The following is a 25,972-nucleotide window of genomic DNA, read 5'->3' as shown; positions in this document are numbered from 1 at the left end:
GCGAGCTTAGAACGCCCTTGACTACGCTTGTCCCCATGTCAGTCGCAGTCAGGGTCATCCCGTGTCTCGACGTCGACGCGGGCCGAGTGGTGAAGGGCGTCAACTTCGCCGACCTGCGCGACGCCGGCGACCCCGTCGAGCTCGCCCGCCTGTACGACGCCGAGGGCGCGGACGAGCTCACGTTCCTCGACGTCACGGCTTCCTCCGGGGACCGCGAGACCACCTTCGACGTGGTCCGCCGGACCGCGGAGCAGGTGTTCATCCCGCTCACCGTCGGTGGTGGCGTGCGCACGAACGACGACGTCAACCGGCTGCTGCGCACGGGCGCGGACAAGGTGAGCATCAACACCGCGGCCATCGCGCGGCCGGAGTTCCTGCGCGAGGCGTCCCGCCGCTTCGGCGCGCAGTGCGTCGTGCTGTCGGTGGACGCCCGGCGCGTTCCGGAGGGGACCGAACCGACCCCGTCCGGGTTCGAGGTGACCACGCACGGCGGCCGCCGCGGCACCGGGATCGACGCCGTCGAATGGGCCGCGCGCGGGGAAGAACTCGGCGTCGGCGAGATCCTGCTCAACTCGATGGACGCCGACGGCACCAAGAACGGGTTCGATCTCGAACTCCTGACCAAGGTGCGCCGGGCGGTCCGCGTCCCGGTGATCGCCAGCGGCGGCGCCGGCGCGCTCGAGCACTTCCTGCCCGCCGTCGAGGCCGGTGCGGACGCGGTGCTCGCGGCCAGCGTGTTCCACTTCGGACAGTTGAAGATCGGCGAGGTCAAGGGCGCCCTGCGCGCCGGGGGAGTCGTGGTCCGGTGATCCCGAACAAGTGGAAGGCCGCCACCGAGGTCAAGGTCGTCTGCGCGCTGATGCTCGGGCTCGGTCTCGCGTACGTGGGGATGGCCGTGATCCTCATGTTCGCGCCGTACTCCTCCGCGCGGACGTTCCTGCTGCCCGGAACGTCGGTCGTGCTCGGTGGTCTCGTCGTGGCGGGACTGGTGCTGAGGATGTCTTCGGCGCGGTTCGCCGGTTTCGCCGTCAGCTTCCTGTTCGCCTTGCTGCACGCGCTGTCCATGCTGGCGGCGGAACTCTTCTGGGTGAAGATCGTGTCCGGGCTGCTTTTCGCCGGGTACATCTACTCGGCAGTCCTGCTCAACTCGATGCCGGTGAAACGGCACCTGCTCGGAGCCACGAATGACGCTTGATCCCGCCCTCTCTGATCGCCTGAAGCGCAACGCCGACGGGCTGATCGCCGCCGTCGTCGTCGAGCACTCCACCTCGGACGTCCTGATGATGGCGTGGATGAACGACGAGGCGCTGAGGCGCACCCTCACCACCCGGCGCGGGACGTACTATTCGCGCAGCCGCAAGGAACTGTGGGTGAAGGGCGAGACGTCCGGCCACGTCCAGCACGTGCGCGAGATGCGGATCGACTGCGACGGCGATACCGTCCTGCTGCGCGTCGACCAGACCGGCCCGGCCTGTCACACCGGCACGCACACCTGTTTCGACACCGGCGAACGGCTGCTGCTGGCCGACGAGAGCGAGAAGACCCCGTGAATGTCGTCGCCAACGTCCTGGTCGGCATCGTCGCCCTGATCCACCTGTACATCGTCGTGCTCGAGATGTTCCTGTGGACGACCCCGCGCGCTCGCGCCGCTTTCGGCACCAGCGAGGAATTCGCGAAGGAGAGCGCGCCGCTCGCGGCGAACCAGGGGCTGTACAACGGTTTCCTGGCCGCCGCGCTGATCTGGGGGCTGATCGCGACCGGCGGTACCGCTTGGCAGTTCAAGATCTTCGGCCTCGCGTGCGTGATCGTGGCAGGGCTCTACGGGACGGCGACGGCGAGCAAGCGGATCTTCTTCGTGCAGGTGGTCCCGGGCACGCTGGCGCTGATCGCGGTGCTGATCGCGGGCTGACCACCCGGGTAAACTCGGTCCATGGGACTGGGGGACGGGGAAACCGCGGCGAACAACAGATCCTTGAGAGTGCGCGCGTTGTGCGGACGCTCGATCGTTCTCGCACTGCTGTGGATCGCGATCTTCGCCGCCGCGGCGCTCGGGACGGACTTCCTTCAGCGTTCGGCCGACGAACTGCTGGCGACCGGAAGCCGCGCCGAAGGCACGGTGGAAAGCGTTCGCCTCGACCGTACCGGCAAGTACCCGACCATCATCGTCGGCTATCGCGTGGACTTCGCCTCCTTCACGGCGACGATCGACCCGGACTCCGGGCGCGCCTACACGGTCGGTCAGCCGGTCACGGTGATCTACGACCCCGCGAATCCCCGCTCGGTCCGGACGCTCGAAGAGGCCAACAAGGACGGGATCGCCACGGCGCTGTTCCTTGTCCTGATGCTCCTTTCCCTGGTCGGCGCCCCGGCGTCCGGGTACGCCGCCGTGATGTGGTGGCTCCGCTACCGGGCGGTGCTGGCCACGGGATGGCGCGCGGGCAAGGCGACGGTGTGGGACAGGAAGGGCAGGAAACTCCCGGACATCGACGTCAAGTTCGAGGACGGCGCCGTCACCAGGTTCCGCGCGGTGATGTCGACGCGGGGAGCGACCCGGTTCAAGGAGGGCGGGAACGTACCCGTCTCGGTCGCGGGGACGGGCCAGAACGTGGTCTTGGTCTTCCCCGACGGCCGGTGGCGCACGGGAAGGCCCTACGAGGTGCCGGTGAGGGAAGCCCGTTCCGACGGGTTCGCCGCGAGCGACGTCCGGGGAGGCAAGGGACAGGCCGAGGTCGTGCCGGAGGAGCGCCTCGATACCGCTCGTCGCCATGGACTGGAATTCCGCGACGTCCCGCCCCGGGAGAAGCCGCTGAAGCCCCGAGGTAAGCGGCGCTCGTGAAACGGGGCGACCGGATGGCACCCTGCTCACTTGCACGCTCGGCGAGAGCTCGCGGTTGCCCTGGAGAGAGAGGGAACTCGTTATCCCGGGAACGCCCTTTTTTCCCGCTAACCTCAGCGCATGAAACCGGGGCGAGGGAAGAGAAGCTCGGCCGACCGTGATCGTGCGAAACGACTTCCGCGCGTCGCCGGGCGGCCTCTGTCCTCTTCGGATGTCGACGACATCAAAAGCCTTGCCTCGCAGACGGTGCACGAAGAAGTGGCCGGCCCGCTGATCGAGAAACTGTCGCACTTCAAGGTGCGCGCACTGGGTTTGTCGGTGCTTTGGCTGATCTTCTTCGTCATCTGCCGGGCGAGCGACGTGCCGTTCCCGCTGTCCTTCTTCGCGTTCCTGGGCTTTCCGGTGTGCCTTGCCGCCGCTTGGCTCTGGCGTAGCCGGTATCGCTCCGCCTCGAAAACCGGCCTGCGCGAGGCCACGGCGACGGTGCGGCCCGGGTGGCTGTTCCCCCGTATCGACGTGTTCTTCGAAAACGACTACAAGTTCCTCGCCACGCGCCGTTCGCTGAGGATCGCGCCCCGGGTCCGGAAGGTTCCCGTCTTCGTCGGCGGTGAGGGAACGGACATGATCGTGATCTTCCCGCGCGGACGGTTCGCCCAGGACACGCTCTACGCGGTACCGGTCAAGGAGATCGAGCCGGACACGGCCTGACGGCAGGACCTTGGTCCCTTCTTGACCACGACCTTCCGGGCGTAGTCTTTTCCCAGGTCGAGGGCGACCAGACGAGTTCCGATGGGGAGGAACGACGTCGGCCGCCCTCGCTGATTGGGGGCGTTTCGCATGGTCGTCAAGGAAGTGCAGGCGGAGACGTACTGGCGCAGACGGACCAGGTATCTGGGCATCGCCGTGCTCTTGGGCGCCGGTTCGCCCGCCGTCATGATGGGGGTGCTCCAGCTCGGCTCGGAGCTCGGGGCGTTCGAAGGCTGGTCCGACAGCGTGGGAATGGCCGCGATCGTCGTACTCCTCGTGACGGCGGCGCTGGCGGTGGTCTGCGGACATCGGGTGTGGGTCAACGATCGGCTCCTGGACAAAGCGGTCGCCGAACTCGGTGTCTCGCCGTCCTTCGAAGACGGGCTCGACGGCGCCGATCCGGAAGCCGAGACGCGGCGGCTGCGCACCGTGTGCCGCCGAGTGTGGGGCTTCACGGTCGGATGGATCCCACTGGCGGCCGCGATCGTGGTCCTGGAAGTGAACTACCTGCCCGATCCGGCCGAGGATCGGATGGCCGCCGTCGCGGCGACGGTCGTGATGAGCCTGGGCGGCGTCGTGGCGGGGCTGTTCACGAAGGAGGCCTGGCGCAGGCGTTACCGGTCCGTCCTCGCCACCGGATGGCGCCCCGCGACGGTGACCGTGAAAGTCGACTACGAGGCGACGAACCCGGAAGGCGAGCCGCGGATCTTCGCCGTGAAGTTCCCCGACGGCGAGCGGATCCGGTTGCATGGTCTGCGGTTCACGTCCCGCACGGGCCATCGCTTCGGCTGGCGTCCCGACGTCCCGGTCTGGATCGGCGGTGAAGGCGAGTCCATGGTCGTGCTGTTTCCCCGTGGCCCCTCGGTTCCCCCGTGCGCGGTACCGGTCAGGAGCCTCCCATGAGCGAGAGCGGATACGTCTGGCCGGAGACCTACATGACCCGGCGGGATCTCTTCCGGGTGCTTTCGTACGCCGCGGGCGCGGTCGCGGTGACCGGGGCCATCGGGCTCGCCCTCCGGATCGGCGGATCCCGGTCCGACTGGTTCGGGGACGGGATCGCCGCCGAAACCGCCCTCCTGGCCGGAGGCCTGGTCGGCACGGTCATCGCCGATCGCCGCGGCAGGGTCAACGCGCGCCGGTTCGACGCGACGTTCGCGGCGGCGAAGGCCATCGAGGATCCGTTGTCGGCGAAAGCGCTCCGCATGGAGCTCGACGAGATCGCCGGGGACCTCGAAACGCGACGGCTGAGTCCGCTCGGGCACCGCGCGTTCCTCTGGACGATCTTCTGGGGCGCGGTGCTCGCAGCCGGGGCCGCGGGCGCCCTCCGCGCGATGGCGGACTCGTCGCTTCCCACCTACGACACGAACTCCGCGGGGCACGGTCTGCTCGTGCTCGGCTCGATCCTCGCTCTCGCTTTAGGCGCCGTCATCGGCGTCAACTCGTTGCTGGCCGCGACACGGTGGCCGCGGCGATACCGGTCGGTCGTGACGACGGGCTGGCGCGAGGCGCGGGCGACGGGGAGACCCCGCACTTTGGCGTCGCGTCGCGGCTCGCCCGCGGACCTTCGGCTCGACTTCCCGGACGGATCCGAAACACACGTGTCGACGTGGGATTCCACCTGTCACGTCGTCCGGCCCTACCGGGACAGGCACGACGTACCGGTCTGGGTCGGCGGGGAAGGGCAGGACATGGTCGTGCTGTTCCCCCGCGGACGGTTTTCGGCCAAGCGGTACGCGGTTCCCGCGGCCTGGATGCCGGGCGCGAGAACGGATCCCTGATCACCCGGCTCAGTCGATGTCCCCGGTCAGGTAGCGCTGCACCGTCGGCGCGATCGCGGTCACCAGCGGCTCGATCTCGCTCGTCGCCATCGGCTCGAATTTCGCGACGTACCGCACCAGTCCCATCCCGACCAGTTGCGAAGCGCAGAGCGAAGTCCGCAGTTCGACGCGGTCCGAGCCGAGTCCGGCGATGATCTTCGTGAAGAAGTTCTGGAAGAAGCCGCGCAGCACCAGCGCGGCCTGCTCGTGCCCGGCGACACTGCGGACGAGTGCCTGGAAGACCTCGCCGCCCGCGCCGTCCCAGCGGGTGAGGAAGGTCCGCACGATCCGCCGTCCGAACTCGTCGTCGGGGCCGTTCGTCAGTTCCGCGAGCAGTTCGTGCGGGTCGAACGGCAGTTTCAGGACGGCTTGGGCGAACAGTCCCTCCTTGCTGCCGAACCAGTGGTTGACCATCGCCGCGTCGACGCCGGCGCGGGTCGCGATCGTGCGCACCGTCGCACCGTCGAAGCCGCTCTCGCCGAACACCGCGCGGGCCGCTTCGATCAGTGCGACGCGCGTGTCCTGTCCACCGGGCCGCCGTCCCCGGCGGCGCGCGGTAGTGTCTTCACCAGCCATGGCGCCATCATGAACGGGACCGGCGCAAAATTCAACAAGACTTGAATTCATCCCCCGGTCCCCGGCCGCCCGGCCGTTGCAGCACAATGGGCGGCATGGTCAGCGCCGCACATGCCAGCCCGTCGGGGCTCGGCTCGGTCAGCCCTTCGCGCGAGGATTTCCGCGCGCTCGCCGAGGGCCGTCGCGTCATCCCCGTTGTCCGTCGCGTGCTCGCCGACGGTGAGACCCCCATCGGGGTCTACCGCAAGCTCGCCGCCGACCGGCCGGGGACGTTCCTGTTCGAATCGGCGGAGAACGGCGCTTCCTGGAGCCGATGGTCGTTCATCGGCGTCGACAGCCCCGCCGCGCTGACCGTGCGTGACGGCAAGGCCGTCTGGACCGGCACCCCGCCGGTCGGCCTGCCGACCGAGGGCGACCCGCTCACCGTGCTGCGCGAGACCGTCGCCGCGCTCCACACCGAGCAGCTGCCCGGAATGCCGCCGCTCACCGGCGGGATGGTTGGTTACATCGGCTACGACGCCGTCCGCTGGCTCGAACGGCTCCCCGAGCTCGCCGAGCGCGACCTCGACATCCCCGAGCTCACCATGCTCCTGGCGACCGATCTCGCCGCCTTCGACCACCACGAGGGCACGGTCACGCTGATCGCCAACGCGGTCAACTGGGACGACTCGGCCGAGCGGGTCGACGCCGCCTACGACGACGCCGTCGCGCGGCTCAACGCGATGACCAAGCAGCTGCACGTCGCGGCACCGGCCACGGCCGCCGTCTTCGACCGGCCCGCGCCCGAATTCACCCGCCGCCGTTCCAAGCCGGACTTCCACGCGGCCGTCGAGAAGGCCGTCGAGGCGATCAAGGCGGGCGAAGCGTTCCAGATCGTGCCGTCGCAACGGTTCGAGATCGAGACCCAGGCCGACGCGCTCGACGTCTACCGCGTGCTGCGCACGTCCAATCCGAGCCCGTACATGTACCTGCTGCGCCTGGACGGCTTCGACATCGTCGGGTCCAGCCCGGAGTCGCTGGTCACCGTCCGGGACGGCCGTGCGACCACGCACCCGATCGCGGGCACCCGCTGGCGCGGCGCCGATCCGGAAGAGGACGCGCAGCTGGCCAAGGACCTGCTCGCGGACGAGAAGGAGCGCTCCGAGCACCTGATGCTCGTCGACCTCGGCCGCAACGACCTCGGCAAGGTCTGCAAGCCCGGCACCGTGCGCGTCGTCGACTTCTTCGGCGTCGAGCGCTACAGCCACGTCATGCACATCGTCTCCACGGTCACCGGCGAACTCCTCGACGACAAGACGGCCTTCGACGCGGTCACCGCCTGTTTCCCGGCCGGGACGCTCTCGGGCGCGCCGAAGGTCCGCGCCATGCAGCTGATCGAGGAGCTGGAGCCGACCCGCAGGGCGCTCTACGGCGGTGTCGTCGGCTACCTCGACTTCGCGGGCGACGCCGACACCGCGATCGCCATCCGCACCGCGCTGATGAAGGACGGCACCGCGTACGTCCAGGCGGGCGGGGGAGTAGTCGCCGACTCGGTCGCCGACTACGAGGACACCGAGTCGCTCAACAAGGCCCGCACGGTGCTTTCCGCCGTCGCGGCGGCGCAGACGATGATCGCGGCGGACGAGCTCGACCCGGCGGGTGACAGCGCTCGTGTCTGAAGCGCCGGAAGACACGGCTCCGCCGGCCAGGAAGGCCAAGCGCCCACTGTGGATCGCCGTGGTGGGCCTGCTGCTGGGCGCGGCCGCGTTGTGGGGGTCCTCCCGGCTCGTGTGGTTCGCGGAGTTCCGTGACGGTGGGGTGCGCGGCACCGTGTTGTACTCGGAAACCGGTTCACAGCGTGCGGTTGCGCTGGTTCCGCTCGCCCTGCTGGCGCTCGCGGGCACGGCGGGGCTGATCGCCACCGGCGGTTGGCCACGCCGGGTGCTCGGCGTGGTACTCGCCGTGTCCGGCGTCGCGGCGGTGTGGATCGGCGTCGCGGGCGGCTCGTTCGGCGGATTCGCCGACGGACTGCCCGTCGCCCAGATGGTGGGAGCCCGCGGGCTCGCGATCCTCGGGGGAATTCTCGTGGCGGCGGGTGGGTTGGCAGCCATCAAGGGCGCGGGCCGGATGCCACGCCTCGGCGCGAAGTACGCGGCGCCGGGGACGAAGAAGCGGGCCGCGAAGGATCCGGAGACCGAGCTGTGGGAGGCGCTGTCCGAAGGCGAAGATCCCACCGCGACCCGGTGACGACCGCGGATTTCGCGGGTTTCGGAGATCTTTCCCGGCAAAGATGACACGGTTGGCATTCGGAGTAACGGACATACCCGGAACCAGGCCGTATTCGTGCGGGGGTTAGCATCGTTTCGGCGGGAAGGGGAAGGTTTTTGTGAGCGACCTTGCGAAGGAATCCGTGAGTACGACGGCTGGTGAGGGACTCCGGTGAGCGTGCTCGAAGACATCGTCGCCGGCGTCCGCGCCGATCTCGCCGAGCGCGAGGCGGTTCTGCCGTTCGACGAACTGAAGAAGCGTGCGACCCAGGTCGCACCTCCCCGTGACGTGCTCGCCGCCCTGCGCGAGTCCGGCATCGGCGTCATCGCCGAGGTGAAGCGGCGCAGCCCGTCCAAGGGCGAGCTGGCCGAGATCGCGGATCCGGCCGCGCTGGCGAAGGACTACGCCGACGGCGGCGCCCGGGTGATCAGCGTGCTGACCGAGCAGCGGCGGTTCGGCGGTTCGCTCGCCGACCTCGACGCGGTCCGCGCGGCGGTCGACATCCCGGTGCTGCGCAAGGACTTCATCGTCAGCCCGTACCAGGTCCACGAGGCCAGGCTGCACGGCGCGGACATGGTCCTGCTGATCGTGGCGGCGCTGGAGCAGAACGCCCTGATCGCGTTGCTCGACCGCGTCGAATCCCTCGGGATGACGGCGCTGGTCGAGATCCACAACGCCGAAGAGGCCGACAAGGCCCTCGAGGCGGGTGCGAAGGTGATCGGCGTCAACGCCCGCAACCTGCACACGCTCGAGGTCGATCGGGACGTCTTCTCGCGGCTGGCCCCCGGCCTGCCGATGGACGTCTTCAAGATCGCCGAGTCCGGTGTCCGCGGCCCCGGCGACCTGATGTCCTACGCGGGTCACGGCGCCGACGCCGTCCTCGTGGGCGAAGGGCTCGTCGCCTCCGGAGACCCGAAGGGCGCGCTGGTCAAGCTGGTCACCGCCGGTTCGCACCCCGCGTGCCCGAGGCCTTCTCGATGACCACTGAGTACACCGAGACACCGCACGGCGAGCACGACCCGGACGACCGGGGCTACTACGGCCCGTACGGCGGCCGGTTCATGCCCGAGGCGCTGATCGGCGTCGTCGACGAGGTCGCGGCCGAGTACGACAAGGCCCGGACCGATCCGGAGTTCGTCAACGAGTTCCGGCGCCTGCTGCGCGACTACGCCGGTCGTCCGTCGCTGCTCACCGAGGCCAAGCGCTTCGGTGAGCACGCCGGCGGCGCCCGGATCTTCCTCAAGCGCGAGGATCTGAACCACACCGGTTCGCACAAGATCAACAACGTGCTGGGCCAGGCGCTGCTCACCAAGCGGATGGGCAAGAAGCGGGTCATCGCGGAGACCGGGGCCGGGCAGCACGGCGTGGCCACCGCCACCGCCTGCGCGCTGCTCGACCTGGAATGCATCGTCTACATGGGCGAGGTCGACACCGAGCGGCAGGCGCTGAACGTCGCCCGCATGAAGCTGCTCGGCGCCGAGGTCATCCCGGTGAAGACCGGTTCGCGCACGCTCAAGGACGCGATCAACGAGGCGCTGCGCGACTGGGTCACCAACGCCGACACCACGCACTACCTGTTCGGCACGGCGGCGGGCCCGTACCCGTTCCCGATGATGGTGCGGAACTTCCACAAGATCATCGGCGAGGAGGCCCGCGTCCAGATCCTGGAGCAGGCCGGGCGCCTGCCGGACGCCGTCGCGGCCTGCGTCGGCGGTGGATCGAACGCGATCGGGATCTTCCACGGCTTCATCGACGACCCCGAGGTCCGCCTCGTCGGTCTCGAGCCGGGCGGCGAAGGCATCGAGGGCAACCGCCACGGCGCCACGCTGACCAAGGGCACCCCGGGCAACCTGCACGGCGCGATGACGTACCTGCTGCAGGACGAGGACGGCCAGACCGTCGAGTCGCACTCGATCTCGGCCGGTCTGGACTATCCGGGCGTCGGCCCGGAGCACTCGTGGCTCAAGGACAGCGGCCGCGCCGAGTACCGGCCGGTCACCGACGCCGAAGCGATGGACGCCTTCAAGCTGCTTTCGCGGACCGAGGGCATCATCCCGGCGATCGAGTCGGCGCACGCGCTGGCCGGCGCGCTCGTACTGGGCCGTGAGCTCGGCCCCGAGGGGCTGATCATCGTGAACCTGTCCGGTCGTGGCGACAAGGACATGGACACCGCCGCGAAGTACTTCGGCCTGGTGGAGAACGCATGAGTGGGTTGGACGAGGTCTTCGCGAAGACTCGCGCCGAGGGCCGCGGAGCACTGATCGGGTACCTGCCCGCCGGGTTCCCCACGGTCGACGGCTCGAAGGACCTGCTGGCCGCGGTGGTCGAGGGCGGCGCCGACCTGGTCGAGGTGGGCGTGCCCTACTCGGACCCGGTGATGGACGGCCCGACCATCCAGGCCGCGTCGGTGAGCGCGCTCTCCGGCGGCTTCAAGCTCAAGCACCTGTTCGAGGTCGTCGAGTCGGTGTCGTCGCGCGGCGGCAAGGCCGTCGTGATGACGTACTGGAACCCGGTGCACCGCTATGGCGTCGACCGTTTCGCGCGGGATCTCGCCGCCGCGGGCGGGCTCGGCATGATCACCCCGGACCTGATCCCGGACGAGGCCGACGAGTGGATGGCCGCGTCCGAGCAGCACGGTCTGGACCGGATCTTCCTCGTCGCGCCGTCCTCCTCGGAGGAGCGGATCGCGAAGACCGTCGCGGCCTCTTCGGGCTTCGTGTACGCCACCGCGGTGATGGGTGTGACAGGCGCTCGCGACCAGGTCGGCGTGCACGCCGAGGACCTCGTCGAGCGGACTCGCGCGCACACCGAGCTGCCGATCGGCGTCGGTCTCGGCGTTCGTTCCGGCGCTCAGGCGGCGCAGGTCGCCGGGTTCGCGGACGGCGTCATCGTCGGCTCGGCGCTGGTGACGGCCGCGGCGAGCGGGCTCGACGCGGTGCGCGAGCTCTCGGCCGAGCTGTCCGCCGGGGTGCGGAAGACCGTCGCCCCCGCTTGATCTGATGTGGGCTGAAGGGGCCCTTCACCGCATGAGATGCGGTGAAGGGCCCCTTCGCTGCATCTGACGCGGGGAAAGTCCCCTTCAGCTCAGTGCCGCCACCGCTGCGCTTCGGTGATCTCCTTCGCGCTCGCGTGCGCGAACCGTTCGATCTCCGCCCGCCGGACGTCCACGATCGTCGTGGCCAGAGGCGCGCCGAAAGCGGCCGTCAGATCCTTGTCCGCTTCGAACGCCGCAACGGCGTCCGCCAGTTTCACCGGCAGCCGCTCGATCCCGCGCGCGGCGCGTTCTTCGTCGGTGAGCGTTCCCGGGTCGACGTCCACCGGTTCCGGCAGTGACGCCTCCTCGTCGGCACCGGCCATCCCGGCGAACAGCAGGGCGGCCGCCAGCAGGTACGGATTCGCGGTCAGATCGAAGCATTTGACCTCGAGGTTCGCCGCCGCGTCCCGGTTCCCGGCGACCCCGCGCACCAGCCGCAACGGCGTCTCCCGGTTCTCCAGCCCCCACGCGGCGTACACCCCGGCCCAATGGTGCGGCTCCAGTCTCAGATAGCTGACGACCGACGGCGCCCCGATCGCGAGCAGCGCGGGAAGCCGCCGCAGGATGCCCGCGCTGAAGGATTCCGCGACCGGCGTCAGCCCGAAGATCCTTTCCCCGCCGGAGAAAAGGTTCCGGGCACCGTCCCAGACGCTCAGATGCACATGGCCGCCGTTGCCGACGCCGGCGGGCGCGAACTTCGGGGTGAAGGACGCCTTCACCCCGTGCCGGTGGCTGAGCGCGCGGATCGTCTCCTTCGTCAGGACGGCGACGTCGGCCGCGCGCACCGGATCGGCGGCGGTGACGGACAGTTCGAACTGTCCGTCGGCGTACTCGGGATGGATCTGTTCCACCCCGGCGCCCTGCTGGTCCAAAGTGGACACCAGCGCGCGGAGATAGTCCGCGCGCTCGGAAAGCCGGGCGTAGCCGTAGGCCGGGCCCGCGGTGGCCGACATCGGATCGTCCGGGGCGTCGGCGCTGGTGACCACCCATTCGAGTTCGAAACTCATCATCGCCCGGTGACCGCGTGCGGCGAGCCTGTCGACCGCGGTCATGAGGAGGGCACGCGGATCCTGCGGATGTGGCTCGCCCTCCTGGTCGAGCTTCGTCACCGGCGCCCACGCCCAGCCGGGTTGCCCGGCGAGCACGGTCAGCGCGTCGAGATCCGGATGCAGGCGCAGGTCACCGACCGGCCCGAGCGAATGCTCACCGCCGGTGATGCTGTCGTCGGAACCGAAGAAGTCGAAGGAATTCGAAGCACCGACACCCCAGGCGGCCGCGGACGCCAGCTTGCGCAGCGGCACCGCCTTGACCCGCGCGATCCCGGCGTTGTCCACGAAGGTCAGCGCCACGAGTTCGACACCCCGTGCCCGGAGTTCCCCGGTGAGGGCGGTCGCGCGGGCGGTCAGTGCTTCCCGGTTCACCATGGTTCCTCATCCTGGCCTCATCGCGAGCCCCTTGCCACGTCCGGCTCCGGCCCTAGGGTGAGGCGCATTCGTCGATCACCGGAAGGGACGCGCCATGCCGGGACCCGGAATTCTGCCGTTCGTGGCCGAGATGCCGCTGGTGGACCATCACTGCCACGGTGTCGTCACCGGCGATCTCGGCCGGATCGAGTTCGAGCAGATGCTCACCGAGGCCGACACCGTCTCGTCGCTGGGCACGACCTTGTTCGACTCGCTGATCGGGCTCGCGGTCCGTGCCCGCTGCGCGCCGGTGCTCGACCTGCCTTCGCACGTCCCGGCCGAGGTCTATCTGGCCCGGCGTGCCGAACTGGGCGCCACCGAGGTCAACGCGCGGTTCCTGCGTGCCACCGGCACGACCGAGTTCCTGCTCGACGGCGGTTTCCTGCCGGACACGCTGACCACGACCGAGCAGTTCGCGGCCCTGTCCGCCGCCCGCGCGCGGGACATCGTCCGGCTCGAACAGGTCGCCGAAGCCGTCGTGGAGTCCAGCACGGCCGCGGGATTCGCCGCGGCCTTCACCGCGGAACTGGCGAAACGCGCCACGACGGCGGTGGGGTTCAAGTCCATCGCCGCCTACCGCGTCGGCCTCGACCTGGCGGGGGAGCGCCCCACGGACGCCGAGGTCACCGAGGCGGCGGGCCGCTGGCTCTCCAGGATCGAGGCGGGCGAACCGGTCCGGCTCGCCGACGAGGTCCTGCACCGGTTCCTGATCTGGACCGGGCTCGACCTGGCCCTCCCGGTCCAGTTCCACGTCGGTTTCGGCGACTCCGACGTGGACCTGCACCGCTGCGATCCGCTGCTGCTCACCGGGCTGCTGCGGGCGACGCGGTCACACGGGGTGCCGATCATGTTGCTGCACAACTATCCCTTCCACCGGAACGCCGCGTATCTGGCGCAGGTGTTCGAGCACGTGTTCATCGACGTGGGTCTCGCGACGCACAACGCCGGTCACCGTGCGCCCGCGATCATCGCGGAGACAATGGAGATCGTGCCGTTCGGGAAACTGCTGTTCTCCACCGACGCGTTCGGGCTCGCCGAGCTGTACCACCTCGGCACCGCCCTGTTCCGGCGAGGACTGTCGGATTTCCTGTACGCGGGGCTCACCGCGGACGTACTGTCCGAAGTGGACGCACGTCGGATCACGGCCCTGGTGGGGCACCGCAACGCCGAACGGGTGTACGGACTGGAGGGGATATGACGGAACTGGACGAACTGCAGGACCGGTGGGAGGCGGCCGTCGAGGCGGAGCTGCCGTCCGCGATCGGGCTGCGGCACCGGGTGCACGCCGATCCTCGCGCGTCGGGGGACGAAGAGGACACCGCACGGGTTCTCATCGAGGCACTGGGCGTCGGCGAAGGGGTGCGGGTCGCCAAAACCGGGCGTGCCGTGCTGTTCCCCGGCACCGGTCCGGGACCCGCCGTCGCGCTGCGCGCCGAACTGGACGCGCTGCCGGTCACCGAGCGGACCGGGGTCCCGTGGGCCTCGGAGACGCCGCTCATGCACGCGTGCGGGCACGACGTGCACATGGCCGCGCTCGTCGCCACCTGCCGCGCGGCGGCCGTCGTGGGGGTGCCGCGGCCGATCCTCGCCCTCCTGCAGCCGCGTGAAGAGACCTCGCCGTCGGGCGCGCTGGACATCGTCGAGTCCGGAGTGCTCACCGAGTACGGCGTCGAAGCGGTCATCGGCGCGCACGTCCAGCCGCGGCTCGCGGCGGGCGTGGTGTCGGCGGTACCGGGACCGGTCAACGCCTCCACCGACGAGTTCGACGTGGTCGTCCGAGGCCAGGGCGGGCACGCCGGCTACCCGCATCTGCTGCGGGACCCGATCCTCGCGCTCAGCCAGATCGTGGTGAGCCTGCAGCAGCTCGCGAGCCGCCGGGTCGACCCGGTGTTCGGCGCGGTCTGCTCGGTCGGCCGGATCGAGGCGGGGACCACGGCGAACGTCGTGCCGAACGAGGCCCGCCTGTCGGGCTCGCTGCGGCTGATGCGCGCAGAGGACCGCGATCTCGCGCTGGAGGGGCTCGCCGAGGTCGTCCACGGCACCGCGAAGGCACACGGCTGCCGGGCGGAACTGGAGATCAGCCCGTGCGAACCGGTGCTGCACAACGACGCCGGGCTCACCCAGCACGCGCACCGGCGGCTGGTCCGCGCCGGGGCGGGCGTGGACACCGAGTTCCGGTCGTTCGGCGCCGACGATTTCGCCCATTACCGCGGGGTGACGCGCGGGCTGATGATGTTCGTCGGCCTCGGCGACACCGCGGGCGCGCCCAGCCTGCACGACGAGGTCTTCCTGCCGCCGGACGCCGCAGTCGGGCACGTCGCTTCGGCGCTGATCGCGGGCTATTTGGCCGCCGTCGAGGGCTGACGCCCCCAAGAAGTGGATGAAGCGCTACGGTGGCCTCCGTGAATACCGCCTCGGCAGCGTTCCTCGCGACCATCCCCAGTCCCGACCAGGGCGTCTGGCATATCGGGCCGGTCCCGATCCGTGCCTACGCGCTCTGCATCATCGCCGGCATCATCGTGGCGATCTGGCTGGGCGAACGGCGCTGGGTGAATCGCGGCGGCACGAAGGGCACCGTCATCGACGTCGCCGTCTTCGCGGTCCCGTTCGGCCTGGTCGGCGGGCGGTTGTACCACGTCATCACCGACAACCAGCTGTACTTCGGCGAGGGCAAGAACCCGATCAACGCGCTGAAGATCTGGGACGGCGGCCTCGGCATCTGGGGCGCGATCGCGCTCGGCGCCGTCGGCGCGCTGATCGCCTGCCGCCGCCGGGGCATCCCGCTGCCCGCGATGGCGGACGCGCTCGCGCCGGGGATCGTGATCGCGCAGGCCATCGGGCGGCTCGGCAACTACTTCAACCAGGAGCTCTACGGCGCGCACACCGACCTGCCGTGGGGCCTGGAGATCTACCAGCGCTACAACCCGACCAACCCGGACGACTTCCTGAACGGCATCGCCATCGGGCACGTCCCGCTGCCGGACAGCCCGGTGCACCCGACGTTCCTGTACGAGCTGATCTGGAACCTCGGTGTCGCGCTGCTGGTCATCTGGGCGGACAAGAAGTTCCGCCTCGGCCACGGCCGCGTGTTCGCGCTGTACGTCGCCGGGTACACCGCGGGCCGGTTCTGGATCGAGATGATGCGGACCGACACCGCGAACCACATCCTCGGCCTGCGGGTCAACGTGTGGACGTCGATCCTGCTGTTCGCCGCGGCGATCGCCTACTTCGTGGTGGCCGCCAAGCGGGGGCCGCGAGAAGCGCCGGAAACGCTGTGGAGCAAGGACGTGCCACGCGAGGACTCCGCTGCCGCAGCCTCCTCTGCCGACACTGCCTCCTCTTCCGACGATGCCGTTTCGCCTGCCGAGGCCAAGGACGAGGAGCACGCGGAGGTGGGGGCGGCTCCGGACACCGTCCGGGACTCGGCCGCCGACAAGGCGACCGAGGACCCGAAACCCGACTCCGAGAAGTAGCGCTCCGCTTCCCCCACGCGTACCTCCGGCAGGCCGGGGTCACGCAAGTCCGTGAAGGCCTCCTTCCCTACCCTCAAAGTAGGGAAGGAGGCCTTCACGGCACGCGCGGGGCGTCAGGGGGAGACCAGGCCCCGTCCGGTCACCAAAGGCAGGTCCAGCGCCGTCAGCAGCCCCGGCGGAGCCGCCACCACCGCCGGGATCGCGTTCACCAGCCGCATCGCGGTCGCCTTCAGCCCGGCCGTGTTGTGGTCACCGTCGGTCCCGACCAGCCGAAGGTCCAGCACGTAGTTGGGCTCCCCGGTCACCTGGACGCGGTAGCAACCCTGCCCGGACGGCTGCGGCCAGTCCGGGCCGAGGTCGCCGCGCAGCCGCGTGATGTGCTCCAGCACGCACACCGCCCGTCCGCCGCGCATGCCGCGCACCTCGAACCGCAGCGCCGCCGCCGTGCCCTCCTTGATCGTCCCCGAGGCGATCTCGAACGTCTCGGGCGCCGGAAGCCGTTCGTAGACCTCCTCGACGGAGTCGAGTTCGACGTCCAGCCCCGCCGCGAGCTGCCGCACGACGCTGCCCCAGGCCAGCGACAGCACTCCGGGCTGCAGCAGCAAGGGAAGGTCGTCCATTTCCCGCCCGAAGCCCATGATGTCGAACAGAACCTTGGCCTGGTTGTACGTCGAGTAGTCGAGGATCTCCAGACAGCGAACCTCGTCGATCCGTTCGCACACGCCGGTGAGCACCAGCGGCAGCCAGTCGTTGGCGAAACCGGGATCGATGCCGTTGACCCACAGCGAAGCGCCGCCTTCCCTGGCCGCCTCGCGGATCGGCTCGATCATCTCCGCCGGGACGACGCCTTCGGGGTACTGGAGGAACACCGGGCTGCTGGAGACCACGTTGATCCCCGCGCGCAGGAACCGTTTCAGGTCCTCGACGGCTTCGACGAGCCTGTCGTCGGCCATCGCCGTGTAGAGCACACAGTCCGGTTTCAGCGCGATGAGCGCGTCCGCGTCGGTGGTCGCCGCGACACCGAGCGAACGCCCGAGCCCGGCCAGTTCCCCCGCGTCCACACCGGCCTTGGCCTCGCTCGAAACCCAGACCCCGGCGAGGTCGAGATCGGGTCGCGCGGCTATCCCGGCCAGCGCGTGACGGCCGACGTTCCCGGTACTCCACTGGACCACGCGCACGGCGTTCGCCTCCTACAGATCGGGCAGGCCCGGTTCCAGGTTCGGGGCCTGCAGGCATGCGTCGACTTCGACGATCGAGCCGCCCGCCTCCAGTAAGGACGGTGCCGCCGCGCCGATCCCGCGTCCGGCGCCGGTGGTCACGGCGCCTGGTCGGTGAGCCGGAAACGGTCCGGGATCATGCGCGGAACTGTAACACGTTCTATTTATCGAGCCTCGGCGTGCGGGGTCGGCCCGGAGTGACTAGGGTCGCTTCACCGCGTCTCGTGGCATCCCGGAACAGGACATATACTTAGCGGAACGAACTACCGTGACCCCATCAGGAACTGTGTCGTTCCGGGCATCCAGATCGTTACCATCAGCGGGCTTTCTCGTCCGATGAACTGATGCCCACATGTTTCCTAGGTGTTAAAGTCGCGCTAACGAACGGGCCATCGTCGTCCCGTGCGCATTCCCCCGGCCGGCCCGTCCGGCCGCTGAGCACAGACGACGAAGGAGGTCCCTTCATGATCTTCTCCGCCATTCCCGGCAAACAAGGTCTTTACGATCCCGAATCCGAACAGGACTCCTGCGGTGTGGCCATGGTGGCCGACGTCCGCGGGCGAAGGTCGCACGGCATCGTCACCGACGGTCTTTCCGCGCTGACGAATCTCGACCATCGCGGTGCCGCGGGCGCGGAGCCGACCAGTGGCGACGGCGCGGGCATCCTGGTGCAGCTGCCCGACGAGCTGTTGCGCGCGGAAGTGGACTTCACCCTGCCCGAAGCGGGCGCCGACGGTCAGCAGACCTACGCGACCGGGATCGGTTTCCTGCCCTCGGACACCGAGGAGCGCGGCAAGGCCGTCGCCCTGATCGAGCGCATCGCCACCGAAGAGGGCCTCGACGTCCTCGGCTGGCGCGAGGTCCCGGTCGACGCCGATCGCGCGGACATCGGCCCGACGGCGCGTTCGGTCATGCCGCATTTCGTGATGGTGTTCGTCGCGGCCCAGGAAGCGGGCGGAAGCCGCCCCGGCGGGCTCGAACTGGATCGCCTGGCCTTCTGCCTGCGCAAGCGCGTCGAGAACGAGAGTGTGACCGCAGGCTGCGGCACCTACTTCCCTTCGCTGTCCTCGCGGACGATCGTCTACAAGGGAATGCTGACCCCCGAGCAGCTCCCGCTCTTCTTCACCGACCTGACCGACACCCGGCTCGCCAGCGCCATCGCGCTCGTGCACTCCCGGTTCTCCACCAACACCTTCCCGTCGTGGCCGCTGGCGCATCCGTTCCGGTTCGTCGCGCACAACGGCGAAATCAACACCATCCGCGGCAACCGCAACCGCATGCGCGCCCGTGAGGCGCTGCTGGAATCGGACCTCATCACCGGCGACCTCACCCGGCTGTACCCGATCTGCTCGGCCGACGCGTCGGACTCCGCATCGTTCGACGAGGTGCTGGAGCTGCTGCACCTCGGCGGGCGGTCGCTGCCGCACGCGGTCCTGATGATGATCCCCGAGGCGTGGGAGAACCACGCCGGGATGAACGCCCAGCGTCGTGCGTTCTACCAGTTCCACGCCAGCCTCATGGAGCCGTGGGACGGCCCGGCCTGTGTCACCTTCACCGACGGCACGCTCGTCGGCGCGGTGCTGGACCGCAACGGCCTGCGCCCCGCCCGATGGTGGCGCACCGCCGACGACCGCGTCGTGCTGGCCAGTGAGGCCGGCGTGCTCGACGTCGCGCCCGAGGACATCGTGGCCAAGGGGCGGCTCAAGCCCGGCCGCATGTTCCTGGTGGACACCGAGGCGGGCCGGATCGTCGACGACGAAGAGGTCAAGTCGGAGCTGGCCAAGGAACTCCCGTACGAGGGCTGGCTGCACGCCGGGCTGCTGCAGATCGCCGATCTGCCGGACCGCGACCACATCGTGCAGAGCCACGATTCCGTGCTGCGGCGCCAGCTTTCCTTCGGCTACACCGAAGAAGAGCTGAAGATCCTCCTCGCGCCGATGGTGGTCAAGGGCATGGAGCCGATCGGCTCGATGGGCTCGGACACCCCGCCCGCGGTGCTGTCACAGCGTTCGCGGCTGCTCTACGACTACTTCAAGCAGAACTTCGCGCAGGTCACCAACCCGCCGCTGGACGCGATCCGCGAAGAGCTCGTCACTTCGATGAGCCGGATCATGGGCCCCGAGCGGAACCTGCTCGCCCCCGGCCCGGCCTCCTGCCGCCACGTGCAGCTGCCGTATCCGGTGATCGACAACGACGAACTCGCCAAGCTGATCCACATCAACGACGACGGCGACCTGCCCGGCTTCGCGTGCAGTGTCCTTTCCGGACTGTACGAAGTGGACGGCGGCGCCGACGCGCTGGCGTCCGCGATCGAACGGGTCCGCCGCGAGGCCTCCGAGGCGATCGCGGCGGGCGCGCGCACGCTCGTGCTGTCCGACCGCGATTCCGATCACCGCATGGCGCCGATCCCGTCGCTGCTGCTGGTGTCCTCGGTGCACCACCATCTGGTGCGCACCAAGGAAAGGCTCCGCGTGGCGCTGGTCGTCGAGACCGGTGACGCCCGCGAGGTCCACCACGTCGCCGTCCTGCTCGGCTACGGCGCCGCCGCGGTGAACCCGTACCTGGCCTTCGAGACCATCGAGGACATGATCTCGACCGGTGCCATCACCGGTATCGAGCCCGCCAAGGCGATCCAGAACTACGTCAAGGCGCTCGTCAAGGGCGTCCTGAAGATCATGTCGAAGATGGGCATCTCGACCGTCGGCGCGTACACCGCGGCGCAGGTCTTCGAATCCTTGGGGTTGAGCCAGGATCTGCTCGACGAGTACTTCACCGGGACGTCGTCCAAACTCGGCGGCGTCGGCCTGGGCGTGCTCGCCGAAGAGGTCGCCACGCGCCACCGTCGCGCGTACCCGGACAACCCGACCGATCGCGTCCACCGTGGACTCGAGACCGGCGGCGAGTACGCGTACCGCCGGGAAGGCGAACTGCACCTGTTCACCCCGGAGACCGTCTTCCTGTTGCAGCACGCGACGAAGACCGGCCGCGAGGAGGTGTACAAGCAGTACTCCGACGAGGTCCACCGTCTCTACCGCCAGGGCGGCGCGCTGCGCGGGCTGTTCGCCTTCCGCGAGGGCGCGCGCGAACCCGTCCCGCTGGACGAGGTCGAGCCGGTCGAGGCGATCTTCAAGCGCTTCAACACCGGCGCGATGTCCTACGGTTCGATTTCGGCCGAGGCACACGAAACCCTCGCGATCGCGATGAACCGCATCGGCGGCCGGTCCAACACCGGCGAGGGCGGGGAAGACCCCGAGCGGCTTTACGACCCGACCCGGCGCAGCGCGATCAAGCAGGTCGCGAGCGGCCGGTTCGGCGTCACGAGCGAGTACCTGGTCAACGCCGACGACATCCAGATCAAGATGGCGCAGGGCGCGAAGCCGGGCGAGGGCGGGCAGCTGCCCCCGAACAAGGTCTACCCGTGGATCGCGCGGACGCGGCACTCGACGCCGGGTGTCGGGCTCATCTCGCCGCCGCCGCACCACGACATCTATTCGATCGAGGATCTCGCCCAGCTGATCCACGACCTCAAGAACGCCAACGAGAACGCCCGCATCCACGTGAAGCTGGTGTCCTCGCTCGGCGTCGGCACGGTCGCCGCGGGCGTGTCCAAGGCGCACGCCGACGTCGTGCTGATCTCCGGCCACGACGGCGGCACCGGCGCCTCCCCGATGAACTCGCTCAAGCACGCGGGCACGCCGTGGGAGATCGGGCTCGCCGAGACCCAGCAGACGTTGCTGCTCAACGGTTTGCGTGACCGGATCACCGTGCAGGTCGACGGTGCGATGAAGACCGGCAAGGACGTCGTCATCGCCGCGCTGCTCGGCGCTGAGGAGTACGGCTTCGCGACGGCGCCGCTGATCGTCGAAGGCTGCGTCATGATGCGCGTCTGCCACCTCGACACCTGCCCGGTCGGCGTCGCGACCCAGAGCCCGGATCTGCGCAAGCGGTACACCGGCCAGGCCGACCACGTCGTCAACTACTTCCGGTTCGTCGCCGAAGAAGTACGGGAAACGCTGGCGGCACTCGGTTTCCGCACGCTCGACGAGGCCATCGGCCACGCCGAGATCCTGGACACCGACAAGGCGATCGAGCACTGGAAGGCCTCCGGGCTCGACCTGTCGCCGATCTTCGAGATGCCGAAAGAGACCCCGTACGGCGGGGCGAAGCGGCGCACGCGGACACAGGACCACGGCCTGGAACACGCGCTCGACCGGACGCTGATCCAGCTCGCCGAGGCGGCGCTGGAGGACGCGCATCGGGTGCGTATCGAACTGCCGGTGCGGAACGTGAACCGGACCGTCGGCACGCTGCTCGGTTCCGAGATCACCCGCCGCTACGGCGGTGAGGGCCTGCCCGAGGACACGATCCACGTGCTGCTGACCGGTTCCGCCGGGCAGTCGCTCGGCGCGTTCCTGCCGCGCGGCATCACGCTCGACATGGTCGGCGACGCGAACGACTACGTCGGCAAGGGGCTTTCGGGCGGGCGGATCATCGTGCGCCCGCATCCGGACGCGAAGTTCGCCGCGGAAGGCCAGACCATCGCCGGGAACACCCTCGCCTACGGGGCGACCGGCGGCGAGATGTTCCTGCGCGGCCAGGTCGGCGAGCGGTTCTGCGTGCGCAACTCCGGCGCCGTGGTGGTCGCCGAGGGCGTGGGCGACCACGCCTTCGAGTACATGACCGGCGGGCAGGCCGTGGTGCTCGGCCCGACCGGGCGCAACCTCGCGGCCGGCATGTCCGGCGGCGAGGCCTACGTGCTCGACCTCGACCGCGGCCGGGTCAACGAAGAGATGGTCAACCTCCTGACGCCGTCGTCGGAGGATCTCGCCTGGCTCAAGAAGACCGTGCAGAAGCATTACGACCTCACACGTTCGGCCGTGGCCGCGTCGCTGCTCGGCGACTGGCCGCGTCGCTCGGCGGCGTTCACCAAGGTGATGCCCCGCGACTACCAGCGTGTCCTTGACGCGGCGAAGGCGGCGCGTGCCGCGGGCCGCGACGTCGACGAAGCGATCATGGAGGCCGCTCGTGGCTGATCCGACGGGTTTCCTCAAGCACGAACGCGAAGAGCCTAAGAAGAAGTCCAAAGAGGACCGTCTCGCCACCTGGGGCGAGGTCTACGCCGACGTGGAACCCGCCGAGCGCAACGAAAAGGTGCGCAAGCAGGCTTCGCGGTGCATGGACTGCGGCATCCCGTTCTGTCACTCCGGTGGTTCCGGCTGCCCGCTGGGCAACCTGATCCCGGAGTGGAACGACCTGGTGCGCCGCGGCGACTGGGCCGCGGCGAGCGACCGGCTCCACGCGACGAACAACTTCCCCGAGTTCACCGGGAAGCTGTGCCCCGCGCCGTGCGAGGCGGGCTGCGTCCTGTCGATCTCGCCCTTGTCCGGCGGTCCGGTGTCGATCAAACGGGTCGAGCAGACGATCGCCGACCAGTCCTGGGAAGCGGGCTACGTGCAGCCGCAGGTCTCGGCGGTGTCGTCGGGACAGCGGGTCGCGGTCGTCGGTTCCGGTCCCGCCGGGCTCGCCGCCGCGCAGCAGCTGACCCGCGCCGGTCACGAGGTGACCGTCTACGAACGGGACGACCGGCTAGGCGGCCTGCTGCGGTACGGCATCCCCGAGTTCAAGATGGAGAAGAAGGTCCTCGACCGGCGGCTCGCGCAACTCCGCAAGGAGGGCACGAAGTTCGTCACCGGCTGCGAGGTCGGCGTCGATCTGACCGTCGAGGAACTGCGGGCGGGCTACGACGCGGTGGTGCTCGCCGTGGGCGCGCTGCGCGGCCGCGACGACACGACGACGCCCGGACGCGAGCTGTCCGGGATCCACCTGGCGATGGAGCATCTGGTCCCGGCCAACAAGTACGTCGAGGGCGACGGCCCGTCGCCGGTGGACGCGGCGGGCAAGCACGTCGTCATCATCGGCGGCGGCGACACCGGGGCCGACTCGTACGGCACCGCGACCCGGCAGGGCGCGCTTTCGGTGACCCAGCTGGACCAGTACCCGACGCCACCGTCCACAAGGGACGACGAGCGCTCGCCGTGGCCGACCTGGCCCTACATCCTCCGCACCTACCCGGCGCACGAGGAGGCGGGCGAGCGCAAGTTCGCCGTCGCGGTCAAGCGCTTCGTCGGCGACGAGAACGGCAACGTGCGCGCTGTCGAACTCCAGCAGGTCAAGGTCCAGAAGGATCGCGAGACCGGACGCCGCGAGGTCCTCCCGGTCAACGACGAGATCGAGGAACTGCCCGCCGATCTCGTGCTGCTCGCGATCGGGTTCGAAGGTGTCGAGCACATGCCTTTGCTGGACGGGCTCGGGCTTTCGCTGACCAAACGCGGCACGCTCTCGTGCGGCGTGGACTGGCAGACCTCCTCGCCGGGCGTGTTCGTCTGCGGCGACGCGCACCGCGGTGCCTCGCTGGTGGTGTGGGCGATCGCCGAAGGACGTTCGGTGGCGAGTGCCGTCGACGCCTACCTCACCGGCGCTTCGGACCTGCCCTCGCCGGTGCACCCGACGGCGCTTCCACTCGCCGTCGTCTGAGGCCGGTTCGCGCCGACAGCGTCGTCGGCGCGTTCCTCCCACCCAAGGTGGAGGGTCAGGATCCGTCCCGGGGCCGACGCGGTAGGGCGGCCTCGCGCGCCAGGCTCTCCCACATGAGAAAAACGCTGGCGATACTGGCTTTCCTCCCACTCGCCGTAGTCGTTCCGTCGACCGCCGAAGCGGCTCCGGCTCTGCGCTGGACGTCACCCTGCCCGGACTACGGCATGACACCCTCGCCGACGGCGGGTCTCGAATGCGCGAAACTCGAGGTCCCGCTGGACTACGCCGACCCCGGCGGGCGGACCATCGAACTCACCGTTTCGCGGAAGGCGAGCACCTCGCCGAAACGCCGGGGCGTGCTGCTGATGAACCCCGGCGGGCCCGGGAGCCCCGGCCTGGCGATGCCCGCGCAACTCGCGCAGCGGCAGGGACACAGCGGCCTGCTCGACAGTTACGACGTCATCGGTTTCGATCCGCGCGGCACCACCTACAGCACGCCGGTGACCTGCGACCTGACCGGGGAACAGCGGTTCATTCTCGTCGGCCCGTATGCGGACGGCTCCCGTGACGTCACCGAGAAGGCGGCGAAATCCCGTGTGGTGGCCGAGAAGTGCGCCGCGTCGAAGACCGCGGATCTCCTGCCGCACATGACCACCGCGAACACCGCCCGCGATCTGGACCGGATCCGCGAGGCGCTGGGGGAGCGGAAGATCTCGTTCTACGGCGTCTCGTACGGGAGCTATCTCGGCGCCGCCTACGCGTCGATGTTCCCGGCGAAGACGGACCGGATCGTGCTGGACAGCCTTGTCGGCCCGAAGGGGCTGGACGTGCAGGCGCACCAACGGTTCGCGGACGGTTTCGACGACAGGTTCGGCGATTTCGCGGCCTGGGCCGCGGCGCGGGACGACGTCTACCACCTCGGGCGGACACCCGCCGAAGTGACGGCGAAGTTCTTCGAGCTGGCCGAAGAACGCGGCTCGGGAATCCGGACCGACACGTGGGGAGCGCTGTACGACGACGCGAACTTCCCCGTCCTCGCGAAGCAATGGGCCACTCCGTCCGCGTCGGCACAGGGCGGGCCGCTCGACGGCGACAACCACGCGGCACTCCAGCTGCAGGTGCTGTGCAACGATTCCGACTGGCCGGAAAGCGTGCGCTGGTACGAAAAGGCCGTCGAACGCGCTCGCGTGACGCATCCGATGTTCGGCCCGGCCGCCGCGAACATCACCCCCTGCGCGTTCTGGCCGGTGGAGCCCCGCGAACGCCCCGTGCGGATCACCGACCGTGGACCGTCGAACATCCTGCTGGTGCAGAACCTCCGCGACCCGGCGACACCGCTGGTAGGGGCGAGGGAACTGCGCTCGGCGCTGGGCGGCCGGGCGAGGTTCGTCACCGTCGACGCGGGCGGGCACGGCGTCTTCACCAAGGAGAACGCGTGCGGGAACGACGTCGTCGTCCGGTACCTGCGGGACGGCGTCCTTCCCGCCGCCGATTCGCACTGCCCCGCTTGATCAGGAGAACAGCACGAAGATCAAGCCCAGCCAGCCGACGCCGCCGGCGAGGAGTCCCAGCATGGCTCCCGCGGCGGCTTCGGGGTAGCTGTCTTCACCCAGCTTCATGCGCGACCAGCACGCCCAGGCCACCAGGAGCCCGCCGAGCAGCAGCAGCGGCCCGAAGGTGAACGTCAGCAGGATGACCGCGGCGGACGTGGCCGTCACGTGCGGCGAGATCCTGAAGCCGAAACCGTAGGTGGTCAGCGAACCCACCCCGAGGGCCAGCAGCGTCGTGATGGCCAGCGCGAGGAGCGACAGGCGGGCCATGCCCCTGGTGTCGCCCACGACGACCACGATCGCCGTCAGAAGTATCCATACCCACGGTGTTAGGACTTTCGTGCCCAGCCGGGCGAAGTCGTTGCGTGAAATCCCCACCAGTCAGCCTAACTCTTTCGAGTGACGATGTAGACGTCCAAGCGGCCTGTCGCGAGTACTCCGCATGAGCGAACCGACTGGAGGTGACGATCATGGAATC

At 69.5% G+C, this 25,972-nt stretch carries 24 protein-coding genes; 19 read left to right on the top strand and 5 right to left on the bottom strand.

Annotated features, from left to right (window positions below; genetic code table 11):
- Positions 1–35 precede the first annotated feature (35 nt).
- The 8 genes from hisF to BKN51_RS22005 all read left to right on the top strand — a co-directional run bounded on the left by hisF (position 36) and on the right by BKN51_RS22005 (position 5,361).
- Positions 36–809: an imidazole glycerol phosphate synthase subunit HisF gene (hisF, locus tag BKN51_RS22040; RefSeq protein WP_101609420.1), complete on the top strand. Its 774-nt coding sequence runs from the start codon at positions 36–38 to the stop codon at positions 807–809.
- Complete coding sequence (locus BKN51_RS22035; RefSeq protein WP_101609419.1) at positions 806–1,195, top strand: hypothetical protein; 390 nt, start codon at positions 806–808, stop codon at positions 1,193–1,195. Before hisF ends, BKN51_RS22035 begins: the two co-directional genes overlap by 4 nt.
- Positions 1,185–1,550: a phosphoribosyl-AMP cyclohydrolase gene (hisI, locus tag BKN51_RS22030; RefSeq protein WP_101609418.1), complete on the top strand. Its 366-nt coding sequence runs from the start codon at positions 1,185–1,187 to the stop codon at positions 1,548–1,550. Before BKN51_RS22035 ends, hisI begins: the two co-directional genes overlap by 11 nt.
- A complete protein-coding gene (locus BKN51_RS22025; protein ID WP_101609417.1) occupies positions 1,547–1,909 on the top strand; it encodes a DUF1304 domain-containing protein in 363 nt (120 codons plus the stop codon). The genes hisI and BKN51_RS22025 overlap by 4 nt, the downstream gene beginning before the upstream one ends.
- Before the next feature lie 21 nt (positions 1,910–1,930).
- A complete protein-coding gene (locus tag BKN51_RS22020) occupies positions 1,931–2,836 on the top strand; it encodes a DUF3592 domain-containing protein (protein ID WP_101609416.1) in 906 nt (301 codons plus the stop codon).
- A 120-nt stretch (positions 2,837–2,956) separates the two neighbouring features.
- Complete coding sequence (locus BKN51_RS22015) at positions 2,957–3,544, top strand: hypothetical protein (protein ID WP_146044383.1); 588 nt, start codon at positions 2,957–2,959, stop codon at positions 3,542–3,544.
- A gap of 129 nt (positions 3,545–3,673) precedes the next feature.
- Positions 3,674–4,486: a hypothetical protein gene (locus tag BKN51_RS22010; RefSeq protein ID WP_101609414.1), complete on the top strand. Its 813-nt coding sequence runs from the start codon at positions 3,674–3,676 to the stop codon at positions 4,484–4,486.
- Positions 4,483–5,361, top strand: a complete 879-nt coding sequence (locus tag BKN51_RS22005; protein ID WP_101609413.1) for a hypothetical protein — start codon at positions 4,483–4,485, stop codon at positions 5,359–5,361. Before BKN51_RS22010 ends, BKN51_RS22005 begins: the two co-directional genes overlap by 4 nt.
- A gap of 9 nt (positions 5,362–5,370) precedes the next feature.
- Here BKN51_RS22005 and BKN51_RS22000 read toward each other — a convergent pair whose 3' ends face one another.
- On the bottom strand, positions 5,371–5,976 hold the full coding sequence (locus BKN51_RS22000) for a TetR/AcrR family transcriptional regulator (RefSeq protein ID WP_101609412.1): 606 nt from the start codon (positions 5,974–5,976) through the stop codon (positions 5,371–5,373).
- A 95-nt stretch (positions 5,977–6,071) separates the two neighbouring features.
- On the opposite strand from BKN51_RS22000, the gene BKN51_RS21995 reads away from it, so the two are divergent.
- The 5 genes from BKN51_RS21995 to trpA all read left to right on the top strand — a co-directional run bounded on the left by BKN51_RS21995 (position 6,072) and on the right by trpA (position 11,218).
- Positions 6,072–7,634, top strand: a complete 1,563-nt coding sequence (locus BKN51_RS21995; protein WP_101613382.1) for an anthranilate synthase component I — start codon at positions 6,072–6,074, stop codon at positions 7,632–7,634.
- A complete protein-coding gene (locus BKN51_RS21990; protein ID WP_168214368.1) occupies positions 7,627–8,202 on the top strand; it encodes a Trp biosynthesis-associated membrane protein in 576 nt (191 codons plus the stop codon). The genes BKN51_RS21995 and BKN51_RS21990 overlap by 8 nt, the downstream gene beginning before the upstream one ends.
- Before the next feature lie 192 nt (positions 8,203–8,394).
- Entirely contained in the window at positions 8,395–9,204 is an 810-nt protein-coding gene (gene trpC, locus BKN51_RS21985) for an indole-3-glycerol phosphate synthase TrpC (protein ID WP_101609411.1), read from the top strand.
- Positions 9,201–10,430: a tryptophan synthase subunit beta gene (gene trpB, locus BKN51_RS21980; protein WP_101613381.1), complete on the top strand. Its 1,230-nt coding sequence runs from the start codon at positions 9,201–9,203 to the stop codon at positions 10,428–10,430. The genes trpC and trpB overlap by 4 nt, the downstream gene beginning before the upstream one ends.
- Complete coding sequence (trpA, locus tag BKN51_RS21975; RefSeq protein WP_101609410.1) at positions 10,427–11,218, top strand: tryptophan synthase subunit alpha; 792 nt, start codon at positions 10,427–10,429, stop codon at positions 11,216–11,218. The genes trpB and trpA overlap by 4 nt, the downstream gene beginning before the upstream one ends.
- Positions 11,219–11,307: 89 nt before the next feature.
- Here trpA and BKN51_RS21970 read toward each other — a convergent pair whose 3' ends face one another.
- Positions 11,308–12,681, bottom strand: a complete 1,374-nt coding sequence (locus BKN51_RS21970; RefSeq protein WP_101609409.1) for a glutamine synthetase family protein — start codon at positions 12,679–12,681, stop codon at positions 11,308–11,310.
- Positions 12,682–12,775: 94 nt separating this feature from the next.
- Here BKN51_RS21970 and BKN51_RS21965 point away from each other — a divergent pair, with 94 nt between their 5' ends.
- From BKN51_RS21965 to lgt, 3 genes are read left to right on the top strand one after another with little or no spacing between them, the layout of a single operon-like run.
- Complete coding sequence (locus BKN51_RS21965) at positions 12,776–13,918, top strand: amidohydrolase family protein (protein ID WP_101609408.1); 1,143 nt, start codon at positions 12,776–12,778, stop codon at positions 13,916–13,918.
- A complete protein-coding gene (locus BKN51_RS21960; protein WP_168214367.1) occupies positions 13,915–15,084 on the top strand; it encodes a M20 metallopeptidase family protein in 1,170 nt (389 codons plus the stop codon). The genes BKN51_RS21965 and BKN51_RS21960 overlap by 4 nt, the downstream gene beginning before the upstream one ends.
- 29 nt (positions 15,085–15,113) lie before the next feature.
- The gene (lgt, locus tag BKN51_RS21955) at positions 15,114–16,193 is read left to right on the top strand and encodes a prolipoprotein diacylglyceryl transferase (protein ID WP_168214366.1); all 1,080 of its coding nucleotides are present in this window, start codon (positions 15,114–15,116) and stop codon (positions 16,191–16,193) included.
- Positions 16,194–16,306: 113 nt separating this feature from the next.
- Here the strand turns inward: lgt and BKN51_RS21950 are convergent, their stop codons facing one another.
- The gene (locus tag BKN51_RS21950; RefSeq protein WP_101609407.1) at positions 16,307–17,371 is read right to left on the bottom strand and encodes an NAD(P)H-dependent amine dehydrogenase family protein; all 1,065 of its coding nucleotides are present in this window, start codon (positions 17,369–17,371) and stop codon (positions 16,307–16,309) included.
- A 12-nt stretch (positions 17,372–17,383) separates the two neighbouring features.
- Positions 17,384–17,512: a hypothetical protein gene (locus BKN51_RS44720; RefSeq protein WP_255414901.1), complete on the bottom strand. Its 129-nt coding sequence runs from the start codon at positions 17,510–17,512 to the stop codon at positions 17,384–17,386.
- A gap of 362 nt (positions 17,513–17,874) precedes the next feature.
- Between BKN51_RS44720 and gltB the strand changes: the two genes are divergently transcribed.
- The 3 genes from gltB to BKN51_RS21935 all read left to right on the top strand — a co-directional run bounded on the left by gltB (position 17,875) and on the right by BKN51_RS21935 (position 25,455).
- Positions 17,875–22,443 (top strand): glutamate synthase large subunit, encoded by a 4,569-nt coding sequence (gltB, locus tag BKN51_RS21945; RefSeq protein ID WP_101609406.1) that lies wholly within the window; start codon positions 17,875–17,877, stop codon positions 22,441–22,443.
- Complete coding sequence (locus BKN51_RS21940) at positions 22,436–23,944, top strand: glutamate synthase subunit beta (RefSeq protein WP_101609405.1); 1,509 nt, start codon at positions 22,436–22,438, stop codon at positions 23,942–23,944. Before gltB ends, BKN51_RS21940 begins: the two co-directional genes overlap by 8 nt.
- Positions 23,945–24,057: 113 nt before the next feature.
- A complete protein-coding gene (locus BKN51_RS21935; RefSeq protein ID WP_101609404.1) occupies positions 24,058–25,455 on the top strand; it encodes an alpha/beta hydrolase in 1,398 nt (465 codons plus the stop codon).
- Here BKN51_RS21935 and BKN51_RS21930 read toward each other — a convergent pair whose 3' ends face one another.
- Positions 25,456–25,872 (bottom strand): hypothetical protein, encoded by a 417-nt coding sequence (locus BKN51_RS21930; protein WP_233223722.1) that lies wholly within the window; start codon positions 25,870–25,872, stop codon positions 25,456–25,458.
- Between the last annotated feature and the right edge of the window lie 100 nt (positions 25,873–25,972).

The sequence above is a fragment of the Amycolatopsis sp. BJA-103 genome, assembly GCF_002849735.1.
GTDB lineage: Bacteria > Actinomycetota > Actinomycetes > Mycobacteriales > Pseudonocardiaceae > Amycolatopsis.
The sequence above is the reverse complement of the archived record's forward strand: the minus strand, read 5'-3'. Positions and strand labels throughout refer to the sequence as shown.

What these genes read in the sequence shown, in the direction of transcription:
- BKN51_RS22020 (WP_101609416.1), top strand. Translation starts at nt 1,931, where the DNA reads ATGGGACTGGGGGACGGGGAAACCGCGGCGAACAACAGATCCTTGAGA.
- hisF (WP_101609420.1), top strand. Translation starts at nt 36, where the DNA reads ATGTCAGTCGCAGTCAGGGTCATCCCGTGTCTCGACGTCGACGCGGGC.
- hisI (WP_101609418.1), top strand. Translation starts at nt 1,185, where the DNA reads ATGACGCTTGATCCCGCCCTCTCTGATCGCCTGAAGCGCAACGCCGAC.
- BKN51_RS22015 (WP_146044383.1), top strand. Translation starts at nt 2,957, where the DNA reads ATGAAACCGGGGCGAGGGAAGAGAAGCTCGGCCGACCGTGATCGTGCG.
- BKN51_RS22010 (WP_101609414.1), top strand. Translation starts at nt 3,674, where the DNA reads ATGGTCGTCAAGGAAGTGCAGGCGGAGACGTACTGGCGCAGACGGACC.
- gltB (WP_101609406.1), top strand. Translation starts at nt 17,875, where the DNA reads ATGATCTTCTCCGCCATTCCCGGCAAACAAGGTCTTTACGATCCCGAA.
- BKN51_RS21960 (WP_168214367.1), top strand. Translation starts at nt 13,915, where the DNA reads ATGACGGAACTGGACGAACTGCAGGACCGGTGGGAGGCGGCCGTCGAG.
- trpA (WP_101609410.1), top strand. Translation starts at nt 10,427, where the DNA reads ATGAGTGGGTTGGACGAGGTCTTCGCGAAGACTCGCGCCGAGGGCCGC.
- BKN51_RS21935 (WP_101609404.1), top strand. Translation starts at nt 24,058, where the DNA reads ATGAGAAAAACGCTGGCGATACTGGCTTTCCTCCCACTCGCCGTAGTC.
- BKN51_RS22005 (WP_101609413.1), top strand. Translation starts at nt 4,483, where the DNA reads ATGAGCGAGAGCGGATACGTCTGGCCGGAGACCTACATGACCCGGCGG.
- trpB (WP_101613381.1), top strand. Translation starts at nt 9,201, where the DNA reads ATGACCACTGAGTACACCGAGACACCGCACGGCGAGCACGACCCGGAC.
- BKN51_RS22000 (WP_101609412.1), bottom strand. Translation starts at nt 5,976, where the DNA reads ATGGCTGGTGAAGACACTACCGCGCGCCGCCGGGGACGGCGGCCCGGT.
- BKN51_RS21965 (WP_101609408.1), top strand. Translation starts at nt 12,776, where the DNA reads ATGCCGGGACCCGGAATTCTGCCGTTCGTGGCCGAGATGCCGCTGGTG.
- BKN51_RS21995 (WP_101613382.1), top strand. Translation starts at nt 6,072, where the DNA reads ATGGTCAGCGCCGCACATGCCAGCCCGTCGGGGCTCGGCTCGGTCAGC.
- BKN51_RS21970 (WP_101609409.1), bottom strand. Translation starts at nt 12,681, where the DNA reads ATGGTGAACCGGGAAGCACTGACCGCCCGCGCGACCGCCCTCACCGGG.